We start from the raw sequence: 18,833 nt of genomic DNA, 5'->3' as shown, positions 1-18,833 counted from the left end.
ACGTTCGTCCTAGGAACGCCCCCGCAAGCTGCTCTCCATTTCCCCCTAGTTAGGTGATTATCTGTACAAGGCGCGGCATTGAACTGCTCACCCATACCGCATTCCGGCTTAATAGTCTCACCGGATTATGCCGACCAGTTGTTGCCGCTCTGAATGGCGGTGTTCATGCCGTTCACCTTGGTCCCGGTGTTGTTCTCAAACACGTTGGGAGTGGGCTGGCTGTTAGAGAACCCGTTATTGAAGTCCACCCAGCGTGGATTGTAGGCCGTGTTGCCTATAATCTTGTTGCCGCCAGTGTCCCCGCCCTCGAATTGTGCCAGACGATTGTCGTGCGCAATGTTATTCTGGACGAGATTGCCTGTCCCCACCCCGATCTTAATCCCTTCGCCATCGCCGCCCATCCCATAGCCGTGGTCGTAAACCGTGTTGCCCTCGACAACATTGTTGCTGCCGTCCCACAGATCGATCCCATCATCCGAATTGTGGTACACGGTGTTATTACGGATCGTCATGTGGCTTGAATACCCGCTTAAGGCAATGCCGTCCGCATTATCGCCATCCCAGGTGGAATTGTTGGGCCGATGATCGAAGTTGTCATGCACCGTGGAATTTTCGATCACCCCATAGGTCGCCTGCCAAGTATGGATGCCAGGCCCGAAGTTGTCGTGGCTGTGAATGCCGTCGACGACGTCATGCGCACCGTAGATTTGAACACCCGGCCCGGCGCTCTTGGTGACTTCCAGATTCTTAATCGTCACATAATCCCCCTTGATCGCAATCAGCCCGTCATGCATGTTGCCGGGCGTCGCCGAGGGATCGGGCGCGATGGAGGAGCCGTCGACTATGACGGTCTCGCCCGGATGGCCCGTGAACACGATGGGTTTGTCGGCCGTGCCGCTGTTTGCCAACGTGACATATTCTTTATACGTGCCGCCTCGGATATCGACAATATCCCCCGCCTGAGCGACTCTCGCCGCTTGCCCAATCGACCGAAAGGCAGTATTCGCCGAGTGACCATCGTTACCGTCCGACCCGGTCGGAGACACAAATAAGGTCCCGGTCGCTTGATCCGCGGATATGCTTGTGGATGTGATTCCGGTTGATGGCACGGTAGAGGCCATCGGCAGAGAAGAGGTCTGGCTTGGCGGCGCGCTTGGCGCTGATGCCCCTTGAGAGAAGGACGTCGCCGGCTGCGCGAGGAGTTGAGCCACCGTGAAGGTCTGCTGCGTTGGTTGCACCGGCACAACCGGAGCAACGGCGGCAAGATCTCCAGACAGCAGCACTCGGGATTCCAGGGCTTCGAGACTATAGGAACTTGTCCGTTTCTTCACATCTCTCTGACCCTTCCCGTTCAACCGGCGGCGCATGTTCGATCGTGTCATTTCCCCTCCTTGAAAATGGGTTGATGAAGGCCCGGGACCTTAACCAAGAATTTTCTGAAGATCAATGGCAAAAATTAGGTCCTGTGCCCCGAACTGGTCGAATCAAACCTCTCTTCATTCTGTGTGCGCAGAAAATACTTGTATTTTTAACGTGCTGGAAGGAGATGACACGGAGAGAGCGTCAGACTGGACATTTCAGTGCCTAGCGTTTCTGTTTTATCACTCGAGGCCGACAAAAGCGAAGCCGCTACGTTACGCGTCTCGGTGTAATTCCGTAAACCTAGCGCCATGAGTTATGGCAGATGGCTCAACTTAGAAGAATTTTTCGTTCGAATGGCGGGTGCGCGAATATTATCGACTCTACCGATATGCTGCGCGGAGCGCTGAATCACCTGCGATTTTGTGAGGCAGTATGGAAATCTCTTTTATGGTCGACCCGGATTTTATAGTAACCGTCTGTGGCAGGGGAAATGACTATTCTATGCCGCGAGGTAGGATTTGACGTTGGACATGTTGAGATCCGTCGACAGAATGAATTACCCACCCTCAAACAGAAGTTGCACAACACTTTCAAACGATGCCGCTGGAAGACATGCTCATTCGACACTCCCGTATGATTCTCACGCCACTGTTTCATAAGTTCACCAGTCAAGTTGACTATTCGAGAAAGGAGCTCAGCGGTATCGGATTGAACGAGAGAGAGCAGCCGCGGAGCCCATGTTTATGGTCCATGAGCCCCGCAAGCTGCCCTTCATTTTCCCGAACGACGTCGGCATATCGATGGATCTTCATGAGAGGGTGCTCGAGATCCATCGTCAGCCCCTACCGATGGGCTCTGCTCAACGGCCACCGCCGGGGACCGTCACCGGCAACGATTCTTGCCAGTCATAAGGTCCATTATGCCTGCCAGCTGTTGCCGATCTGAATGGCGGTGTTCATGCCGTTCACCTTGGTCCCGGTGTTGTTCTGAAACACGTTGGGGGTGGGCTGGCTGTTAGAGAACCCGTTATTGAAGTCCACCCAGCGTGGATTGTAGGCCGTGTTGCCTATAATCTTGTTGCCGCCAGTGTCCCCGCCCTCGAATTGTGCCAGACGATTGTCGTGCGCAATGTTATTCTGGACGAGATTGCCTGTCCCCACCCCGATCTTAATCCCTTCGCCATCGCCGCCCATCCCATAGCCGTGGTCGTAAACCGTGTTGCCCTCGACAACATTGTTGCTGCCGTCCCACAGATCGATCCCATCATCTGAATTGTGGTACACGGTGTTATTACGGATCGTCATGTGGCTTGAATACCCGCTTAAGGCAATGCCGTCCGAATTGTCGCCATCCCAGGTGGGATTGTTGGGCCGATGATCGAAGTTGTCATGCACCGTGGAATTTTCGATCACCCCATAGGTCGCCTGCCAAGTATGGATACCAGACCCGAAGTTGTCGTGGCTATGAATGCCGTCGACGACGTCATGTGCACCGTAGATTTGAACACCCGGCCCGGCGCTCTTGGTCACTTCCAGATTCCTAATCGTCACATAATCCCCGTTGATCGAAATCAGCCCGCCATGCATGTTGCCGGGCGTCGCCGAGGGATCGGGCGCGATGGAGGATCCGTCGACTATGACGGTCTCGCCCGGATGGCCCGCGAACACGATGGGTTTGTCGGCCGTGCCGCTGTTCGCCAACACGACATATTCTTTATACGTGCCGCCTCGGATATCGACAATATCACCCGGACGAGCCGCTAATGCCGCCTTGCCGATAGATCTATAGGCGGTGTTGGCGGAACGGCCGTCATTACTGTCGGAGCCTGTGGGAGACACAAATAAGGTCCGAGCCGTTAGATCAGGTGAGGGTGACGGGGCGGGCGTGGGACTCGGCGCGGGCGCAGTCGCGGTGCCGACCAGATACGTATAGGTGCGCCCATTGGTCATCGGGTTGGTGTTATCCGAGGCGGAGAAGAATAGATTCATCGCCGTCCCGTTGCTGCCGCCCCAATAGCTGAATCGGCCATTCCCCAGATTCTCAATGTCCGCATGAAGCGAATGCGCCGGGCCGAGTTCCCGGCCGTTCTCGAAAATGCGCAGTGACGAGGCCGTCGGGGCCGTAGGCGTATCCCGAGCCGTCCCGAAGTCCTGCGACACCAGATAGGCATTGCCAGAGTCACGCATCGCCTTTGCAACATTGATGGTCCCGCTGACGCCGGTCGGTGTGGGGGACGGGGCAGGAGCCGGCGTCGGCGTGGGACTCGGCGCGGGCGCAGTCGCCGTTCCGACTTGATACGTATAGGTGCGCCCATTGGTCATCGGGTTGGTGTTATCCGAGGCGGAGAAAAACAGGTTCATGGCGGTGCCGTTGCTGCCGCCCCAATAGCTGAATCGGCCATTCCCCAGATTCTCAATGTCCGCATGAAGCGAATGCGCCGGGCCGAGTTCCCGGCCGTTCTCGAAAATGCGCAGTGACGAGGCCGTCGGGGCCGTAGGCGTATCCCGAGCCGTCCCGAAGTCCTGCGACACCAGATAGGCGTTCCCGGAGTCGCGCGTTGCGCGAGCGAGGTTAATCGTCCCACTCGTGCCTGATGAAGTTGTAGTCGCCGTTGATGCAGGGGCCGTTTGGACATTCTGCACGTTCTGTACGACAGCAGGCTGCTGACCGAAAGTCGTGCTCTTGATGATGTCAGCCACGGATATCGCACCGGCGAGATCCGCACTGAGCAGCACACGAGCTTCGAGCGATTCTACAGAGAATGCCGATGACCGGCGAGCGCCCGGCCGGGGCGTCTTTCGTCGGCCCCTCCCCGACAAGAATCCTCGGAGCTTTGAAAAATATTGTGTATCGGTCATGCCAAAACCCTCCTGGTGTTAAAGGAAACATTGACTGTCTGCACGCCTTCTACTGCACTGCGTTGCGATGGTTCTTCATCAATGCGCTTACCCGACAGTTGTACTGTTGTAGTTCCAACAACATAAGCTCTGCGAACACGCTTGGCTTGCTATGCTTCATATACCGAAAATCCTTAGATAGAATGATGTGCTGTAGACAGCTCTTTATGGGCTGATCGCAACTGAACCAACCGTTGAAGTGCCCTCCTCGGCCTGTGGCCATATACTTAATGCGTGCTTGTTGCGCTGTCATAATTGCATCTACGCGCTGTCATAACACCGTGTACGCAGACAAGGGTATAGACGTTATTCTTTAAACTTTGCTCCATTCGTCCAACCTCACGACCTTAAGATCGTTCCCCAATAATCTAACTAAGCTAAAAACAAGGCATGGAAATGAATTAGGGCTCTTAAGAGAATGGCCTGTTCTTGATCAATTGCCCGCTCCTACACCTCAAATTGTCCGGTCAAACGCTTTCTATCGTCGTGCCATTGAGAATTTATAAGGCGGGGATCTGCGATTAGAGAACGAAGGATAGTTGCTCAATCGATTTTGGGGGGAATGAATCGATACGTAGTTCGCATTGTTTATCCATTAAAGTCCCTTCTCTTCGACAGTTATACGTGCACTCATACGATGCCTGTTAGGGCGATGTGCTGGAAGAGACTGCCATCGGCATGGCTGGTGAGGCACAGACCACGAAGCGAGATATTGCGGTCAAGGACCTGATAATAGATACGGGGTCAGTCTACCTAGGCCCTCTTCGACTTTGGCGGCTTTCTGAGAAACTTGCGACAGTACTCTGAAGTAAGCCGAGGCACCGCAGTAAGCTGCCGACCACAAGACTATCGTGCTTAGCACACCAACGGTACTAAGAACATCGTCTGCCCTCCGCCATTGTCTGACCGACGTGCTCAACACGTGGCTCTACTGTCATAGTGACGACGACAGCCGGGCAACGCAGTCTGGACTGTTAAATGGCAGAATGCACGATAGCGCCCTTGAACCGGCTAGGCTATGAGGGACACCTTGTAGATGCGTCCTTTTGGGAGCTGCACGGCAATCGGTTGGGCATTATGAGACCCCTGAAAAATTGGATCGGCACATTGCCATGGTGGTGCAGGAGAATTATTAGTTTAGGCATCTCCTACTACGGCTGGAAGTTGACCTGCACCGGAGCAGACTCACAGTCCGCGTCCTATTGCTATGCTGTTTGGCGCCGACATTTCACAATGGCGCAACAGAACGGACTCCAGGCAATTCCAAACACTGTGGTGGAACTGGGCCCTGGACATTCCCTCGGCGTCGGACTGACAGCCTTACTCTGGGGAGCGAATCAGTATTATGCTTTCGATCGTGTGCGGCAGACTGAGCCCAAGAAAAACCTGCGCCTCCTGGATGAACTAGTCGAGCTGTTTCAATCGCACCACCAAAACCTATCGTACGAGCGGGTTCAGAGCCTTCGAAAGGCGCTGACTCAGACAGGGCAGAGCGAAGGTCTTACGGTTGCGTATGTCGCTCCTTGGGACGGCAGGTCATGCGAACCTGTGAGACCAGACTCAGTCGATATGATTTGTTCGCACGCCGTCTTGGAGTATGTCTCCATGGAAGACACCTACTCATTGTTCCAGCGGTGGTTGAAACCGGGTGGCGTCATGTCGCACCAGATTGACTTTAGTTGCCATACTCTCGCCCGCACATGGAACGGCCATTGGGCCTATCCAATGAAAACCTGGCGCTACTTGGAAGGAACCAGGCCGTACCGCCTCAACCGACAGCCGCACTCAGCCCATATTGATCAGCTGAAGCGACACGGCTTCCGACTCGTCTGCGATTTGCGCACCATAGATGAATCGGGAGTTCAACGACAGGAGTTAGCCCCTGAGTTTCGGGACCTGACGGATGAAGATTTAGCGACGCGGTCAGCTTTTATGCAGGCAATAAAAAATACTTAGCTGGAACGCGACTGGCGCGGAAATCTTCGCTCGCTTTGTTCTCCCTAGTCGAAAGTGCACTTAATCACGCAACGTTTCACTTCCACTAACAACCAGAGGCGACTGCGAGCCGTCCTGACAAGATTGAACAGCTTGGCAGACGGATGGCGCGCTTTCTTAACTTAACTAATGTAAGCGCGAGAGGGGGCTTCTTGAAATCGAGCGGTGAAATGCCGAAGGACAGGAGCTTCGTATGTCAGAGTGAGCCCACGGATCATATCGCGGCGGCGATACAATTCAATAATCGACTCAGCCACATACATAATCTGCATATTGGTATAGACGCGACGAGGGATCGCTAGACGGACCATTTCCAGCTCGGGATAGGTCGTTCTTCCTGTGATCGTATCTTTCTTGCCGAACATGACCGTTCCGATCTCTACGCCTCGGATGCCATATTCACGATAGAGCGCGACGACCAACGCCTGACCCGGATATTCCTCCCGACGGACATGCGGCAGGAACTCTTTGGCATTGAGATACACCGCATGTCCACCGATCGGCCTTAAGATCGGGACGCCGGCATTGCCCAACAGCTCCCCCAGATAGCGAACTTGTCCGATGCGGAAGCGGAGGTATTCCTCGTCAAGAACTTCTTGAAGTCCGAGGGCCATGGCTTCCAAGTCGCGTCCCGCCAGTCCTCCATACGTCGGGAAGCCTTCCACGAGAATGAGCATATTGGTAATGTCTTGCGCCCATTGATCCTGATTCAGGCTGAGGAACCCGCCGATGTTCACCAGTCCATCCTTTTTCGCCGACATGGTGCAGCCGTCCCCGTAGCTGAAGAGTTCACGTGCAATCTCCAGCATCGGGGTATCGGCGTATCCAGGCTCTCGCTCTTTAATAAAAAAACAGTTTTCGGCGAACCGGCAGGCATCAAAGAACAGGGGGATGCCATAACGATTCAACAGCGCTCGAGTCTGGCGGATGTTTTCGATTGAGACCGGTTGGCCGCCCGCGCTGTTATTCGTGATCGTCACCATGGCGAGCGGGATACGGAACCGGCCCACGCGATTGATGACGTCCTCCAGACGAACCAGATCCATGTTGCCTTTGAAGGGCAGATCGCAGTGAGGATCATAGGCTTCCTTGATGACCAGATCGAGCGCCTCGGCTTGCTGATGTTCGATGTTGGCACGAGTCGTATCGAAATGAATATTGTTCGGCACGCACATACCGGGCTTCACCACAGTGGAAAACAGCAGGTTTTCGGCCATGCGGCCTTGATGCGTCGGGATAACGTGTGTGTACCCAAAGATCGACCGGACCACTTCTTCAAAATGATAATAGTTTTTGCTCCCGGCGTACGATTCGTCGCCCAGCATCAAGCCCGCCCATTGATGATCGCTCATCGCCGAGGTTCCACTATCCGTAAGCAGGTCCACATACACACTGTCCGCGGGCACCTGAAAGAGATTGTACCCGGCCTTTTGAAGCAGTCCCTCGCGCTCTTCACGCGTCGTGCGCCGTATGGGTTCCACCACTTTGATCTTAAATGGCTCAGAGGGGAATCTCATACCAGGCTTCCCAGCTTGGCGTTTTTCACCCGCGCTACCTGTGCCCTGAACGACTTCGCGCCGTCATATTCAAAAACATACCGCGTCATATCAAAGAGCGGTGCCGGATTCAGGTCCCGAATCAGTTCCGGTTTCCACGTAATCATCAACTGATTGATCATCGTGATCGGCGTCGGTTTTCCTACCATCCCGAGAGGCACCTCGCCATACGATTGAGAAAAGATCAGGATTTCACCATCAAACATCGCAGCATTGAGATCCTGGGCGGCGCCATGCTTTTTAAAATCTTCTTCAAGTCTTTGAAAGGCCGGCGAACGAATCAATTCCTCACGGAACGCATAATAGATTTTGATGCCGGCGCGCTGCTGATCATCCATGACTTGGGCCGCATCGGCAACTAAAGCCGCCCGCTGCATCTGCTCGCATGTGAGGACCAGCAAACGGCGAATCTTGACACCACGGCCCACGGCGGCCTGATTGGCTAAGAGATAGCTCGGATAGAGGGCTTCGCCTTTTTTCCAAATGTTCCAACGCTCCATCAGCGTATCCACAGATCGCTCCGCCGTTTCCATCAAGCGAACTGCCTCCGCACTGGCCGCCGCACCTTCATAGGCCAAGGTCTGGGATTCAAGCTGGCGCAACTCACGCCCGATTGCTTCCACCTTGCGCGGGATATATTTAGGGCTCTTGGGGACGTGCAACATGACGTCGACGGCGGTTAAGGCCAGCGTCCAATATTCCTTGGCCTGTGCCGGCGCCTTGTCTTTCTGGGCGGTTAGGAGAAGCTCGACGGGATTCTTTCCCAACAACTTGGCGATCTTGATGCAGAGCTCCGGCTTCGGCACTTTCAGCCCACGCCGGATGAGGTTGGCATCAGGCTGAGCGATCCCAAGCTTTTCCGCCAAGGCGTAATCGCTCGTGAGACGATAGCGGTCTTTCACTTGCTCGAGATACCTGGGAATCTCAGACATGCTCGCCTTTCATCAGCTCACCTTTAAATTGAACCCAGGGCGACCCACCCTCTTCAGCATCGAGGGCTGCTCCGCGGGTCTGCGTCCTGGCGTAATTCAATCCTTTCCAAAATCCTTCGAGGTAATCTAATACGGCGATCATCCCACTGTGAAAATCACCTGATTCGGTCGGAGACATCCTTCCCGACCCGAGACCCGGTGCAGTTTCAATCGCCTTCACCGCCTTGGCCATGGCCTCCTCGTGTGTCGACTCCAACGCGCGATGGAATGTGAAGTATGTCACGTCCATCTCAGGATATCGGTCTCGACGAAGCTTCTCGAGCCCTGGAATCAGATGGTCCCACATCGTAATCGCCATATTTTCCAAACCAAAGGATGCCCCCAGTGCCTTGGCGTGGTTGCCGCTGCTGTACAACTGTTCCATGCCCTCAATGTACGCCCGCGTAGACGGCAACATCGCACCCGCCATCGCCTCATGGACAGCGATGCCCATCGATCGGAGGAAGTCTCGATAGAGTAATTCATGCCGATGTTTCGTACAGCCATCGCCAAGTTCAGAATACAGGACCTGCGTCAACTCGTCGGCCACCGCCTCATCCTCGGTATTCACCAACTGGGCGACGAGGATCTTCGGAAAGAATCGCGCGAAATTATAAAATTCGACTGCGAACAATCGCACCTCTTCATCGGTGAGCCCGCCGGTTTCAAACCGGTCGAGATAAGGATTATTGATCGCCCCATGTCGCAACACCTCCGCTCGCATCTCTTGATAGAAGGTCATGACGCACCTCCTCGCTCACACAGGGACATCACTATTTCATTAGTTACTGTGGCATGATATAACGTTCCTATTACTCTGGCAAGATAATATTTGTCTCTATATCTCTTGCCATATCAGGCTAATATGATTACACACTCGATCATACGAGACATCAGGAACATCTTTTGCTGCAACATTTAATGTATTTTTTATATTGAATCATGCATTTTATTTGTTATACTGGCGACATCTGTAGGAGGGACATCTTATGAAAGACTCCATGGGCATTGATCATGTGACCCTCTGCGTGGAGGACCTCGCGGCCTGCGAATACCTCTTTACGAAAATCCTCGGATTCGATGTCATCTGGTCGGCGCAAGATGTGGGAAGCGACAAATCCAGCATGGATACTGTGGTGGTCCAGCGCGGGGAAGCCAAGATCGCGCTCATGCATGGCCGGGACAAGGTGGTGAAGTCCCAGATCAACGAGTTTATCGAGAAATACGGCCAAGGCATCCAGCATGTCGCGATTGAAGTGGATGACATCGAAGCCGTCTGTCGAGAGTGGGAATCGCACGGCGTCAAATTCAGCGGCCCGCTGAAGGAAGGCCGGGATGGCTTTGGTCCGTTGAAACAGCGGTTTACCTATCCGTTATTCCCGGGCGGCGGTATGTTTCTGGAGCTCACTCAACGCCAGCATGGGGGTGAGCAAGCCAAGACGTTCGTACGGGGCACCGTCGAAGCGCTGTACAAAGATATCGAGCGGGACCAGATGACCGGCGTGGAGCAGACAATCATCGATTATGACGCCCTCTCAGTACGCGACGATACGGCAACGCCGACACGGCGCGCGTCATGAGCAACCCATATCAAGCTATGCTCAAAAGTCGGAGGATATTCTACCAGGATGTACAAAAAGGCCGTCCGGCAGGCCGCAGGCGACAAACAACCGGAGGCGTATCATTATTTCACCCGCCCTGCCCCGAGCAGCCGCCCAAGACCGGCTCTTTCCTCGAATACGTTGAGGATTGTTTCAAGCCGAGAACGAAGCAGGGAAGGGGCGCGTCTTGGCGCGCCAGGGGCGGGTGGGTGTAACAGGCGACCTTTTTCAACATCCTGCCAAGGGGAGCTCCGCGATGTACCTAATCAAACAAGGCTGCGCGCCCAACCAGGCACACGTCGCTGTGCCCGAGGGGCTGTACGAAGAAGAACACGGCCGTCAGGGATTTAGCGGCCCGGCTTCTCATCTGTATCGACGACATCCTCCAACCGGTTGGCTGCGCATCGAGGGACCGCTTCGTCCCCGTGCCTTTGCGTGCTCGACCCTCTCCGCTTCCGATCGGCGGGTAGCCGATGCCAGACCTGTTGAAATTCTTCACAGCGCCGATGTCCGCCTCTTCGTGTCACGGCGGAGCGAGACGATGCCCTACTTCGTCCGGAATGCGGACGGCGACGAACTGTACTTTATCCATGCCGGATGCGGACGGTTCGAAACCGATTACGGGATGCTGGCGTATGAGCCCGGGGACTATGTACTGCTTCCAAAGGGCACCACCTATCGGATCAACGTCGAGACCAATCCTTCACTCTTTTTGATTGTGGAGACGCCCGCCATGATGAGACTGCCTGACCGAGGTCTCCTCGGCCAACATGCGTTGTTCGATATGGGAGTTGTATCGGCTCCGATTCTCGATCCCGGTAGTGACGCACTGCAAGATGCACGAGAATGGGAGGTCCGCATCAAACGGGCCGGCATCTATACGTCCGTGGTTTACCCGTTTTACCCAATGGATGTGGTGGGATGGAAGGGAGACTTATGGGTCGCCAAACTCAACGTGCGGGACTTCCGCCCCGTGGCGAGTGCACGTTACCATTTGCCTCCAAGCGTCCACGCCACCTTCCAGGCCGGGGGATGCCTTGTGTCGACCTTCGCTCCACGTCCGTTGGAAAGCGATCCTCAATCACTACGGGTCCCCTTCTATCACCGGAACATGGATTATGACGAAGTGCTTTTTTATCACGAGGGGAGCTTCTTTAGCCGGGCGGGCATACAGCCGGGCATGATAACCCTGCATCCTCAAGGCATCCATCACGGCCCACAACCGCAAGCCGTCGACGCGAGCCGGGCCAAAACATCGACAGATGAGGTGGCCATCATGATCGAATCCCGAACCCCGTTCACCGTGCTATTTGAGCTGGAACCCGTTGAGGTGAAAGACTACGGCGATACATGGAGACGGGTATGAAACTCGTGAGCTTTCGAGTGGAGACTCCGGTCGGCGCGTTTGTTCGTGCCGGCGCTCTCTATCAGGACAGTATCATCGATCTCAATATGGCCTATGGCCGACTGCTCGCCGACCAGCACGAGCCGCAACCGTATCGGATTGCCAATGCCGCCGTTCCTACGTCCATGCTGGAGCTGCTCGAAGGCGGAGCTTCAGCTCTGGGAAGAGCCCGAGAGGCCTTTAACTATGCCCAGCGCCTCGGCGAGAGTGTGCGCGGTCCGGAGGGCGAGTGTGTCCTGTACTCCTGTGACCGTGTTCGCGTGGTCGCGCCGCTTCCCAATCCCCCTTCCCTCCGTGATTTCATCGCATTTGAAGACCATATTGCGGCCACATCACAAAAGCGGGGTCAGCCAGTGCCACCCGAATGGTATAAAGCGCCAGTCTATTATAAGGGCAACCATCGCACGATCATCGGGCCGGACGAGGATCTGCCGTGGCCGTTGAATACGACGAAGCTGGATTACGAACTGGAGCTCGCGTGCATTATCGGCCGACGCGGACAAGACATCGCTGAATCAGATGCCAGGCACTATATCGCCGGTTACACGATCATGAACGATTTCAGCGCCAGGGACATTCAATTTCAAGAAATGGCGTGCCGGCTTGGACCCGCCAAGGGAAAGGATTTTGCGACCGCCATCGGGCCATGCCTGGTCACGCCCGACGAAATTCTCAATCTCGACTCGCTCACCATGATCGCGCGCGTCAATGGAGCGGTCTGGTCGGAAGGACGATTCGGCAGCATCCATTGGTCCTTCCCTCAAATGATCGCCCATGTGTCCCGTGGAGAACCGATTTACCCCGGGGACGTCTTCGGGTCAGGGACTGTCGGAGGCGGATGCGGACTTGAACTGGATCGCTACTTAAGTCCGGGAGACGTCGTGGAGTTGGAGATCCAGCCCATCGGCATCTTGCGAACGCGCATCGTCGACGAACCCATGAAAGAAGGAAGACAATCATGAGCGTGAGAGTGATCGATTCCCCAACGGCCCACGCCCTGCAAGAACTTCGTGACCGACATCACCGACTCTACAAAGAACAGGACATCGATGCGAAACTTGCCGGCATCATTCGTGAGTTTCCAGCATCCAAGCTTAATGACTGGGACATCCTTCGAATCCTTCGCACGTCGCAGTCGGTCTTCTTCGACACACACGTAGCGGTCGTATCGGGACATCACACGGCTACCTATCTGAGATTCGAATCGATCGCCGGGATTCCTCAGCTCATCACAGTCACTGCCCGCGACATGGCGGATTGGATCGCGCGCCTTCATGAGAAACAGCGCCTTACGGGTCTTGTCGCCCCAGCCTCGGACGCCCATCTGCTTGCCGAACGTGTCGCAGAGCTGCTCCAGCATACCATCCAGCTGCGGGTCGTCTTGACCCCCTACAACCAGGAGACCGGAAAGATTGGGACCGAGGTCGCGAACGGTGACATTCGGCCCGGCGAGCGTTTTCTGGTCTTGAACGACGTGACGACACGCGGCCAGTGTGTGAGCAAGTTAGGCAAGGTCGTGACGGATCATGGAGGCATCTTGGCCGGGATGATGGTGTTTGCGAGGCGCGACAGCGGTCAGTTCCCCCTCATGGATGAACTGACCGGCACATTCCCCTTTTACTACACGGCCGATCTCTTGATGCCGCAGTGGGACCCGTCCGTGTGCCCGCTCTGCCAGAATGGAAAGCCGCTCCTGTCTTGGAGGGACATGCCGGAACTATAGTCTCGACTGTTTCAGTGAAGGAGGGACTTATGGATCTTTCGGTTGCCGCCAAAGATATCACACGTACCGACCTCCTCCATCTCTACTACTATCTGCAGCTCACACGGACGCTGGAGAATCGCATCACAGCCCTCTACCGGCAAGGCCGAATCGTTGGGGGCGTCTATACGAGCCACGGCATGGAAGCCATCGCCGTCGGCTACGCCTTCGCCTTGGAGAGCCAGGATGTCATCGCCCCCTACCACCGCGACATGGGCGCCTTTCTCATTCGCGGCATCACGCCCGGTGAGGTCATCGCGCAATACCTCGGCAAACGGACCGGACCTACAAAAGGCAAAGACGGCAATGTCCATATCGGGGATCTGAAACGCGGCGTGATCGGATTTGTCAGCCATCTGGCCGATAACTTGCCGGTGGCGACCGGTGCCGCACTGGCCTTTCAGATCCGCGGCGAACGTCGTGTCGTCGTCACGAACACCGGTGATGGAGGCACGAGTCGTGGCGATTTCCATGAAGCTATGAACTTTGCCGCCGTTCGCAAATTGCCCGTCGTCTTCTTCTGCAACAACAATCAATATGCCTACTCCACCCCGCTCCGCGCCCAAATGGCCGTTCAGCATGTGGCGGAGCGGGCCAAGGCCTACGGCATGCCCGCTGAAATCCTGAATGGGAACGATGTCGCCGAAGTATACCTCGCCGCGCGCCGAGCCATCCAGCGAGCACGGTCCGGCAAAGGGCCGACGTTTCTCGAGTGCAAGACCATGCGCATGCATGGCCATTCCGAACATGATCCCGCCACCTATGTTCCCCGCGCCCTGCTGGACGAGTGGAAACAAAAGGATCCGGTCCTGATTACCGAACTGATGTTGAAAGCACTCACCTATGCCGACGAGGCGTACTTCCATGATATTGCGGAACGGGTGAAGAAGGAGGTCGAAGCCGGGGTGGAGTGGGCTGAACACAGTCCACTTCCCGAAGGGTGCGATACCTTGGACGGGGTGTTCGCAACCAAAGACGAGGTGGCATCATGACGACCGGCGTTGCCGACTCCACCACCTCACATGAGGTGACCTATTTGGAAGCGATCTCGCAGGCGCTTGATGAAGAGATGAGCCGGGATGAGCGGGTCTTTCTGATGGGAGAAGACATTGGAGGGTATGGTGGCGCGTTCAAGATTACCGAAGGCTTTCTCCAAAAGTACGGCGACCATCGTGTCCTCGACACGCCCCTTGCCGAATCAGGTATCGTGGGCGCGGCCATCGGCGCCGCCATGATGGGCCTGCGACCGGTTGTGGAAATGCAGTTTGCCGATTTTATTTCCTGCGCGTTTGACCAGATCATCGAGGTCGCCGCCAAGAATCATTACCGGTGGAACGCCCCGGTGCCAATGGTCATCAGAGCCCCGTTCGGCGGAGGAGTGCATGGCGGACCATTCCATTCGGAATGCCCGGAAGGCTGGTTCTTTCATTCCCCCGGTCTCAAACTGGTTGCTCCCTCCACGCCCTACGATGCCAAGGGTCTGCTCAAAGCAGCGATTCGCGATCCTAACCCGGTCATTTACTTCGAGCACAAATTTCTGTATCGCCGGATCAAGGCCGTCCTGCCGACAGAGGATTACATTGTGCCTATCGGGAAAGCCGAGCTGAAACGAACCGGCAGCACGATCTCCCTCATCACCTATGGCGCCATGGTCCACGTTGCGCTAGAGGCTGCCACGGTGCTGGAGAGCGAGAACATTCATCTGGAAGTCGTCGATCTACGGACCCTGATTCCATTGGATAAGGAGACGATTTACGAATCGGTCAGAAAGACCAGCAAAGCCATCATGCTGCACGAAGACAATAAAACCGGTGGGATCGGCGCCGAAATTGCGGCGCTCTTGGCGGAAGACTGTTTCGATTACCTTGACGGGCCCGTCCTTCGCGTCGCGGCGCCCGACACGCCGGTTCCATTCAGCACGCCCATGGAGGAGTTTTTTCTTCCAAAGGTAAGTGATGTCGTGGCAGCCGCGCGCACGTTAGCCGCGTATTGAGCTCAGGATAGTGGGGAGTACCATGCAGACCGATATTATCATGCCGCAACTCGGCGAGAGCATTGCAGAAGGGACCATCGTCACCTGGCTGATTCCTCAAGGAGCCCGAGTGGAAAAGGATCAATCACTATTAGAGGTCGAGACGGACAAAGTCGCCCTCGAAATCCCATCCCCATCCAGCGGCTTTCTAACGGACGTGCTCGTTCCTGCGGGCAAGACGGTTCCCGTGGGCACTCTTCTCGCACGCCTGGATACAGAACCGCCTGACGCCAGAGTCGTGAGCCGTGTCGGGGGAGTGGTCGTTCGACAGATGGAACGCTCACCCGTCGACGAAGATCATTATTCGCCGGCCGTCAAACAGGTCGCCAAGGAACACGCCGTTGATCTATCACTGATCAAAGGCTCCGGCGGGGGCGGCCGGATCACGAAGAAAGATGTATTGGACTACATCGCACAACAAGACAATGAGCGCAAGACTGCGACCCGACACATTACGAACGAACAACCGGTCGCCGTGCCTCAGAGTGAGCAGGTTCTGCCATTGACAGCCATGCGAAAGATGATCGCCGAGCGGATGATCAAGAGCCGTCAGACATCTGCCCATGTCGTCACGGTCTTCGAAGCCGACTTCTCAGCGGTGGCGAAGGTCCGTGAAGGGCAGACATTGACCTACCTTCCGTTCGTGATTCATGCCGTTGCGCGCGCGATAAGAGATTTTCCCGTTCTCAACTCGTCATGGGGAGAGGCGGGCATCATTCAGAAGCGCGATATCCATATCGGCATTGCGGTCGCCTTAGAGGAAGGGCTTCTGGTCCCGGTCGTCAAGCATCCCCATCGGAAACGCCTGACTCAACTGGGCCAAGAAGTGGCGGATCTCGCCGAACGTGCGAGGACGAAACACCTCAACCCGGAAGAGGTGCAAGGCGGGACCTTTACGATTACGAACCATGGCGGATTCGGCAGTCTCTTCAGCACGCCCATCATTCATCAGCCGCAGATCGCGATTCTTGGCGTCGGGGCGGTTCACAAACGCGCCGTCGTCATCAATGACGCCGTCGCGATTCGACCGATGGCCTATTTAAGTCTGTCATTTGACCACCGTGTGATCGACGGGGCTACGGCGGACCGGTTCATGAATAAGGTGAAGGGCTACCTTGAGCAAAGCAATTGGGAGCAAGTCCTGTGATGAAGCAACAGCGAGCCGTCATTGTCAGTGCCGTCCGGACTCCACTCGGAAGTTTCAACGGGGTTTTCAGTGCCGTCCCTGCGACCAGGCTGGGAAGCGTGGTGATTGCCGAGGCCTTGAAACGCATCAATCTTTCACCAGAACGCGTAGACGATGTGTTTATGGGCTGTGTGCTCAGTGCAGGACTGGGGCAGGCGCCCGCGCGGCAAGCATCAATCGGCGCGGGCATCCCGCATTCGATTGGTGCTACGACCATCAACAAAGTCTGTGGCTCCAGCCTGCAAACAGTGATCATGGCGTCACAGGCCATTGCACTGCGCGAGGCAAGGATCATCGTGGCGGGCGGCATGGAAAACATGACCCGCGCCCCGTATCTACTGGAGAAGGCCCGGCAAGGCTATCGGTTAGGACACGGCGAGCTGACCGACAGTCTGATCAAGGACGGCCTATGGGACATCTATAACAATTTTCATATGGGACATGGCGGCGAACTCTGTGCGGGGAAGTACCAACTGGCGCGAACGGAATTGGATGATTTCGCCTTGGAAAGCTACCGCCGGGCTCGGGAAGCCATGGCGACCGGGACGTTTAAACGGGAGATCGTGCCCGTCGAAGTCCCGCAGAAGAAAGGACGCTTTGTTACCGTGGCTGACGACGAGGAGCCCAATCGAGTGGATCTCGGCAAGATGCGCGAGCTGAAGCCTGTCTTCAAAGAAGACGGCGTCCTCACGGTCGGGAATTCCCCTTCGTGTAACGACGGCGCGGCTGCGCTCGTCATCATGGCAGAAGAGGAAGCCGTCGACTTGGGCTTCCGTCCTCTGGCCCGGATCGTCGGCTATGCCGGGGCCGCGCTCGCACCGGAGTGGTTTACGATCGCGCCGGTCGAGGCCATCAAGCGCGTGCTGAAACAAACAGGCCTGTCCATTGCCGACATCGATCTCTTTGAGGTCAATGAAGCATTTTCTGCAGTTTCCCTGGCGATCAATCGCGAGTTGGAACTCGATCCCAAGCGAGTGAACGTCAACGGCGGGGCCATCGCGCTCGGCCATCCAATCGGCGCCACGGGCGCGCGCATTCTGACGACACTGGTTTACGCCATGGAGAGCCATGGCGCCAGACGAGGGCTCGCCAGTCTCTGCATCGGAGGCGGCGAGGCACTGGCCATGGTGGTGGAACGTCCGTAACCGGCGGGGATGTTGCAAGAAGACATCAAGACAATCGGAGTGGTTGGCGCGGGCCAGATGGGTCGCGGCATCAGTCAGGTTTGCGCCACGGCCGGGTATGAGATCGTTCTTTTGGATCATGCTGAATCGGCGTTGGCCGATGCGCTCAACAAGATCCGCACGGGGGTGGAGCGAGCCGTCGAGCGCGGGAGGGTTTTTCGGGATGAGGCTCGCGGCATCATGAGCCGCATTCATCCGAAGACCGCGCTCGAGGCTCTGGGCTATGCGCAGCTTGTGATAGAGGCTGTGCCCGAAGATCTCTCGCTCAAGACCAATGTGTTCATCCAGCTTGGCCGCATTGTCCCCCCCGCAACGGTTCTGGCCAGTAATACGTCCTCCATCTCAATCACCACACTCGGTGCCGCCTCAGGCCGACCGGACCGGGTGGTCGGACTTCACTTCATGAATCCCGCGCCGGTCATGGCATTGGTCGAAGTTGTGCGCGGCAGGGAGACATCCGATCATACGATGGATCGGGCACTGGAGTTCATCAAACGGCTTGGCAAGGTGTCGGTGGTCTCCAAGGACGCACCCGGCTTCATCGTCAACCGCATTCTCATGCCCATGATCAACGAAGCAGTCTTCCTGTTGGAAGAAGGAGTCGCGCCGGCGGAAGCCATCGACCTCGCGATGACTGCTGGAACCAATCATCCTGTCGGCCCCCTGGCGCTCGCCGATCGGATCGGCTTGGACACGGTTCTTGCCATTTGCGAGGTGTTGCATCAAGACCTTGGCGATCCCAAATTCCGCCCCTGCCCTCTGCTTCGCCGGCTTGTGGAGATGGGCCGGCTGGGGAAGAAGAGTGGCCGAGGGTTCTATGGGTACACTGAAACGGACGCACAGACGCCTGCACACGCCGGGCATGCGAAGACCGGGGCATAA

16 protein-coding genes are annotated in these 18,833 nt (G+C 56.1%); 10 read left to right on the top strand and 6 right to left on the bottom strand.

All coding sequences use genetic code 11. The annotated features are described in order from the left end of the window. Positions 1–125: 125 nt before the first annotated feature. The 3 genes from ACWHYZ_RS10655 to ACWHYZ_RS10645 all read right to left on the bottom strand — a co-directional run bounded on the left by ACWHYZ_RS10655 (position 126) and on the right by ACWHYZ_RS10645 (position 4,220). On the bottom strand, positions 126–1,382 hold the full coding sequence (locus tag ACWHYZ_RS10655; RefSeq protein ID WP_447987233.1) for a right-handed parallel beta-helix repeat-containing protein: 1,257 nt from the start codon (positions 1,380–1,382) through the stop codon (positions 126–128). Positions 1,383–2,039: 657 nt separating this feature from the next. Next, the gene (locus ACWHYZ_RS10650; protein ID WP_447987232.1) at positions 2,040–2,195 is read right to left on the bottom strand and encodes a hypothetical protein; all 156 of its coding nucleotides are present in this window, start codon (positions 2,193–2,195) and stop codon (positions 2,040–2,042) included. Positions 2,196–2,279: 84 nt separating this feature from the next. Further along, a complete protein-coding gene (locus ACWHYZ_RS10645; protein ID WP_447987231.1) occupies positions 2,280–4,220 on the bottom strand; it encodes a right-handed parallel beta-helix repeat-containing protein in 1,941 nt (646 codons plus the stop codon). Positions 4,221–5,237: 1,017 nt separating this feature from the next. On the opposite strand from ACWHYZ_RS10645, the gene ACWHYZ_RS10640 reads away from it, so the two are divergent. Then, positions 5,238–6,215 carry a class I SAM-dependent methyltransferase gene (locus ACWHYZ_RS10640; RefSeq protein ID WP_447987230.1) on the top strand — a complete coding sequence of 326 codons (978 nt, stop codon included), beginning with the start codon at positions 5,238–5,240 and terminating at the stop codon, positions 6,213–6,215. Positions 6,216–6,376: 161 nt separating this feature from the next. Here ACWHYZ_RS10640 and ACWHYZ_RS10635 read toward each other — a convergent pair whose 3' ends face one another. Genes ACWHYZ_RS10635 through ACWHYZ_RS10625 form a run of 3 tightly spaced genes read right to left on the bottom strand, consistent with a single transcriptional unit; the run spans position 6,377 to position 9,523 of the window. Beyond that, a complete protein-coding gene (locus ACWHYZ_RS10635; RefSeq protein WP_447987229.1) occupies positions 6,377–7,771 on the bottom strand; it encodes a tryptophanase in 1,395 nt (464 codons plus the stop codon). Beyond that, positions 7,768–8,742, bottom strand: coding sequence for a hypothetical protein (locus ACWHYZ_RS10630; protein WP_447987228.1), 975 nt, complete (start codon positions 8,740–8,742; stop codon positions 7,768–7,770). The genes ACWHYZ_RS10635 and ACWHYZ_RS10630 overlap by 4 nt, the downstream gene beginning before the upstream one ends. Next, positions 8,735–9,523: a TenA family transcriptional regulator gene (locus tag ACWHYZ_RS10625; RefSeq protein ID WP_447987227.1), complete on the bottom strand. Its 789-nt coding sequence runs from the start codon at positions 9,521–9,523 to the stop codon at positions 8,735–8,737. The genes ACWHYZ_RS10630 and ACWHYZ_RS10625 overlap by 8 nt, the downstream gene beginning before the upstream one ends. 247 nt (positions 9,524–9,770) lie before the next feature. On the opposite strand from ACWHYZ_RS10625, the gene ACWHYZ_RS10620 reads away from it, so the two are divergent. The 9 genes from ACWHYZ_RS10620 to ACWHYZ_RS10580 all read left to right on the top strand — a co-directional run bounded on the left by ACWHYZ_RS10620 (position 9,771) and on the right by ACWHYZ_RS10580 (position 18,833). Beyond that, positions 9,771–10,361, top strand: coding sequence for a VOC family protein (locus tag ACWHYZ_RS10620; protein ID WP_447987226.1), 591 nt, complete (start codon positions 9,771–9,773; stop codon positions 10,359–10,361). Between the two features lie 277 nt (positions 10,362–10,638). Beyond that, positions 10,639–11,748, top strand: a complete 1,110-nt coding sequence (locus ACWHYZ_RS10615; RefSeq protein WP_447987225.1) for a homogentisate 1,2-dioxygenase — start codon at positions 10,639–10,641, stop codon at positions 11,746–11,748. Then, complete coding sequence (locus tag ACWHYZ_RS10610) at positions 11,745–12,749, top strand: fumarylacetoacetate hydrolase family protein (RefSeq protein WP_447987224.1); 1,005 nt, start codon at positions 11,745–11,747, stop codon at positions 12,747–12,749. The genes ACWHYZ_RS10615 and ACWHYZ_RS10610 overlap by 4 nt, the downstream gene beginning before the upstream one ends. After that, entirely contained in the window at positions 12,746–13,510 is a 765-nt protein-coding gene (locus tag ACWHYZ_RS10605; protein ID WP_447987223.1) for a hypothetical protein, read from the top strand. The genes ACWHYZ_RS10610 and ACWHYZ_RS10605 overlap by 4 nt, the downstream gene beginning before the upstream one ends. A 29-nt stretch (positions 13,511–13,539) precedes the next feature. Then, the gene (locus ACWHYZ_RS10600) at positions 13,540–14,541 is read left to right on the top strand and encodes a thiamine pyrophosphate-dependent dehydrogenase E1 component subunit alpha (protein ID WP_447987222.1); all 1,002 of its coding nucleotides are present in this window, start codon (positions 13,540–13,542) and stop codon (positions 14,539–14,541) included. Beyond that, on the top strand, positions 14,538–15,542 hold the full coding sequence (locus tag ACWHYZ_RS10595; RefSeq protein WP_447987221.1) for an alpha-ketoacid dehydrogenase subunit beta: 1,005 nt from the start codon (positions 14,538–14,540) through the stop codon (positions 15,540–15,542). The genes ACWHYZ_RS10600 and ACWHYZ_RS10595 overlap by 4 nt, the downstream gene beginning before the upstream one ends. 22 nt (positions 15,543–15,564) lie before the next feature. Continuing rightward, the gene (locus tag ACWHYZ_RS10590; protein WP_447987220.1) at positions 15,565–16,728 is read left to right on the top strand and encodes a dihydrolipoamide acetyltransferase family protein; all 1,164 of its coding nucleotides are present in this window, start codon (positions 15,565–15,567) and stop codon (positions 16,726–16,728) included. Further along, the gene (locus ACWHYZ_RS10585; protein ID WP_447987561.1) at positions 16,728–17,912 is read left to right on the top strand and encodes a thiolase family protein; all 1,185 of its coding nucleotides are present in this window, start codon (positions 16,728–16,730) and stop codon (positions 17,910–17,912) included. Before ACWHYZ_RS10590 ends, ACWHYZ_RS10585 begins: the two co-directional genes overlap by 1 nt. A 9-nt stretch (positions 17,913–17,921) precedes the next feature. Next, positions 17,922–18,833 (top strand): 3-hydroxyacyl-CoA dehydrogenase family protein, encoded by a 912-nt coding sequence (locus ACWHYZ_RS10580; protein ID WP_447987219.1) that lies wholly within the window; start codon positions 17,922–17,924, stop codon positions 18,831–18,833.

Source organism: Nitrospira sp. Nam74 (assembly GCF_965152615.1).
Note: the sequence above shows the minus strand (reverse complement) of the source record. Positions and strands in the feature narration are given on the sequence as shown.

Coding starts and splice junctions, on each gene's coding strand:
- ACWHYZ_RS10655 (WP_447987233.1), bottom strand. CDS start 1,382: ATGACACGATCGAACATGCGCCGCCGGTTGAACGGGAAGGGTCAGAGA.
- ACWHYZ_RS10650 (WP_447987232.1), bottom strand. CDS start 2,195: ATGGATCTCGAGCACCCTCTCATGAAGATCCATCGATATGCCGACGTC.
- ACWHYZ_RS10645 (WP_447987231.1), bottom strand. CDS start 4,220: ATGACCGATACACAATATTTTTCAAAGCTCCGAGGATTCTTGTCGGGG.
- ACWHYZ_RS10640 (WP_447987230.1), top strand. CDS start 5,238: ATGGCAGAATGCACGATAGCGCCCTTGAACCGGCTAGGCTATGAGGGA.
- ACWHYZ_RS10635 (WP_447987229.1), bottom strand. CDS start 7,771: ATGAGATTCCCCTCTGAGCCATTTAAGATCAAAGTGGTGGAACCCATA.
- ACWHYZ_RS10630 (WP_447987228.1), bottom strand. CDS start 8,742: ATGTCTGAGATTCCCAGGTATCTCGAGCAAGTGAAAGACCGCTATCGT.
- ACWHYZ_RS10625 (WP_447987227.1), bottom strand. CDS start 9,523: ATGACCTTCTATCAAGAGATGCGAGCGGAGGTGTTGCGACATGGGGCG.
- ACWHYZ_RS10620 (WP_447987226.1), top strand. CDS start 9,771: ATGAAAGACTCCATGGGCATTGATCATGTGACCCTCTGCGTGGAGGAC.
- ACWHYZ_RS10615 (WP_447987225.1), top strand. CDS start 10,639: ATGTACCTAATCAAACAAGGCTGCGCGCCCAACCAGGCACACGTCGCT.
- ACWHYZ_RS10610 (WP_447987224.1), top strand. CDS start 11,745: ATGAAACTCGTGAGCTTTCGAGTGGAGACTCCGGTCGGCGCGTTTGTT.
- ACWHYZ_RS10605 (WP_447987223.1), top strand. CDS start 12,746: ATGAGCGTGAGAGTGATCGATTCCCCAACGGCCCACGCCCTGCAAGAA.
- ACWHYZ_RS10600 (WP_447987222.1), top strand. CDS start 13,540: ATGGATCTTTCGGTTGCCGCCAAAGATATCACACGTACCGACCTCCTC.
- ACWHYZ_RS10595 (WP_447987221.1), top strand. CDS start 14,538: ATGACGACCGGCGTTGCCGACTCCACCACCTCACATGAGGTGACCTAT.
- ACWHYZ_RS10590 (WP_447987220.1), top strand. CDS start 15,565: ATGCAGACCGATATTATCATGCCGCAACTCGGCGAGAGCATTGCAGAA.
- ACWHYZ_RS10585 (WP_447987561.1), top strand. CDS start 16,728: ATGAAGCAACAGCGAGCCGTCATTGTCAGTGCCGTCCGGACTCCACTC.
- ACWHYZ_RS10580 (WP_447987219.1), top strand. CDS start 17,922: ATGTTGCAAGAAGACATCAAGACAATCGGAGTGGTTGGCGCGGGCCAG.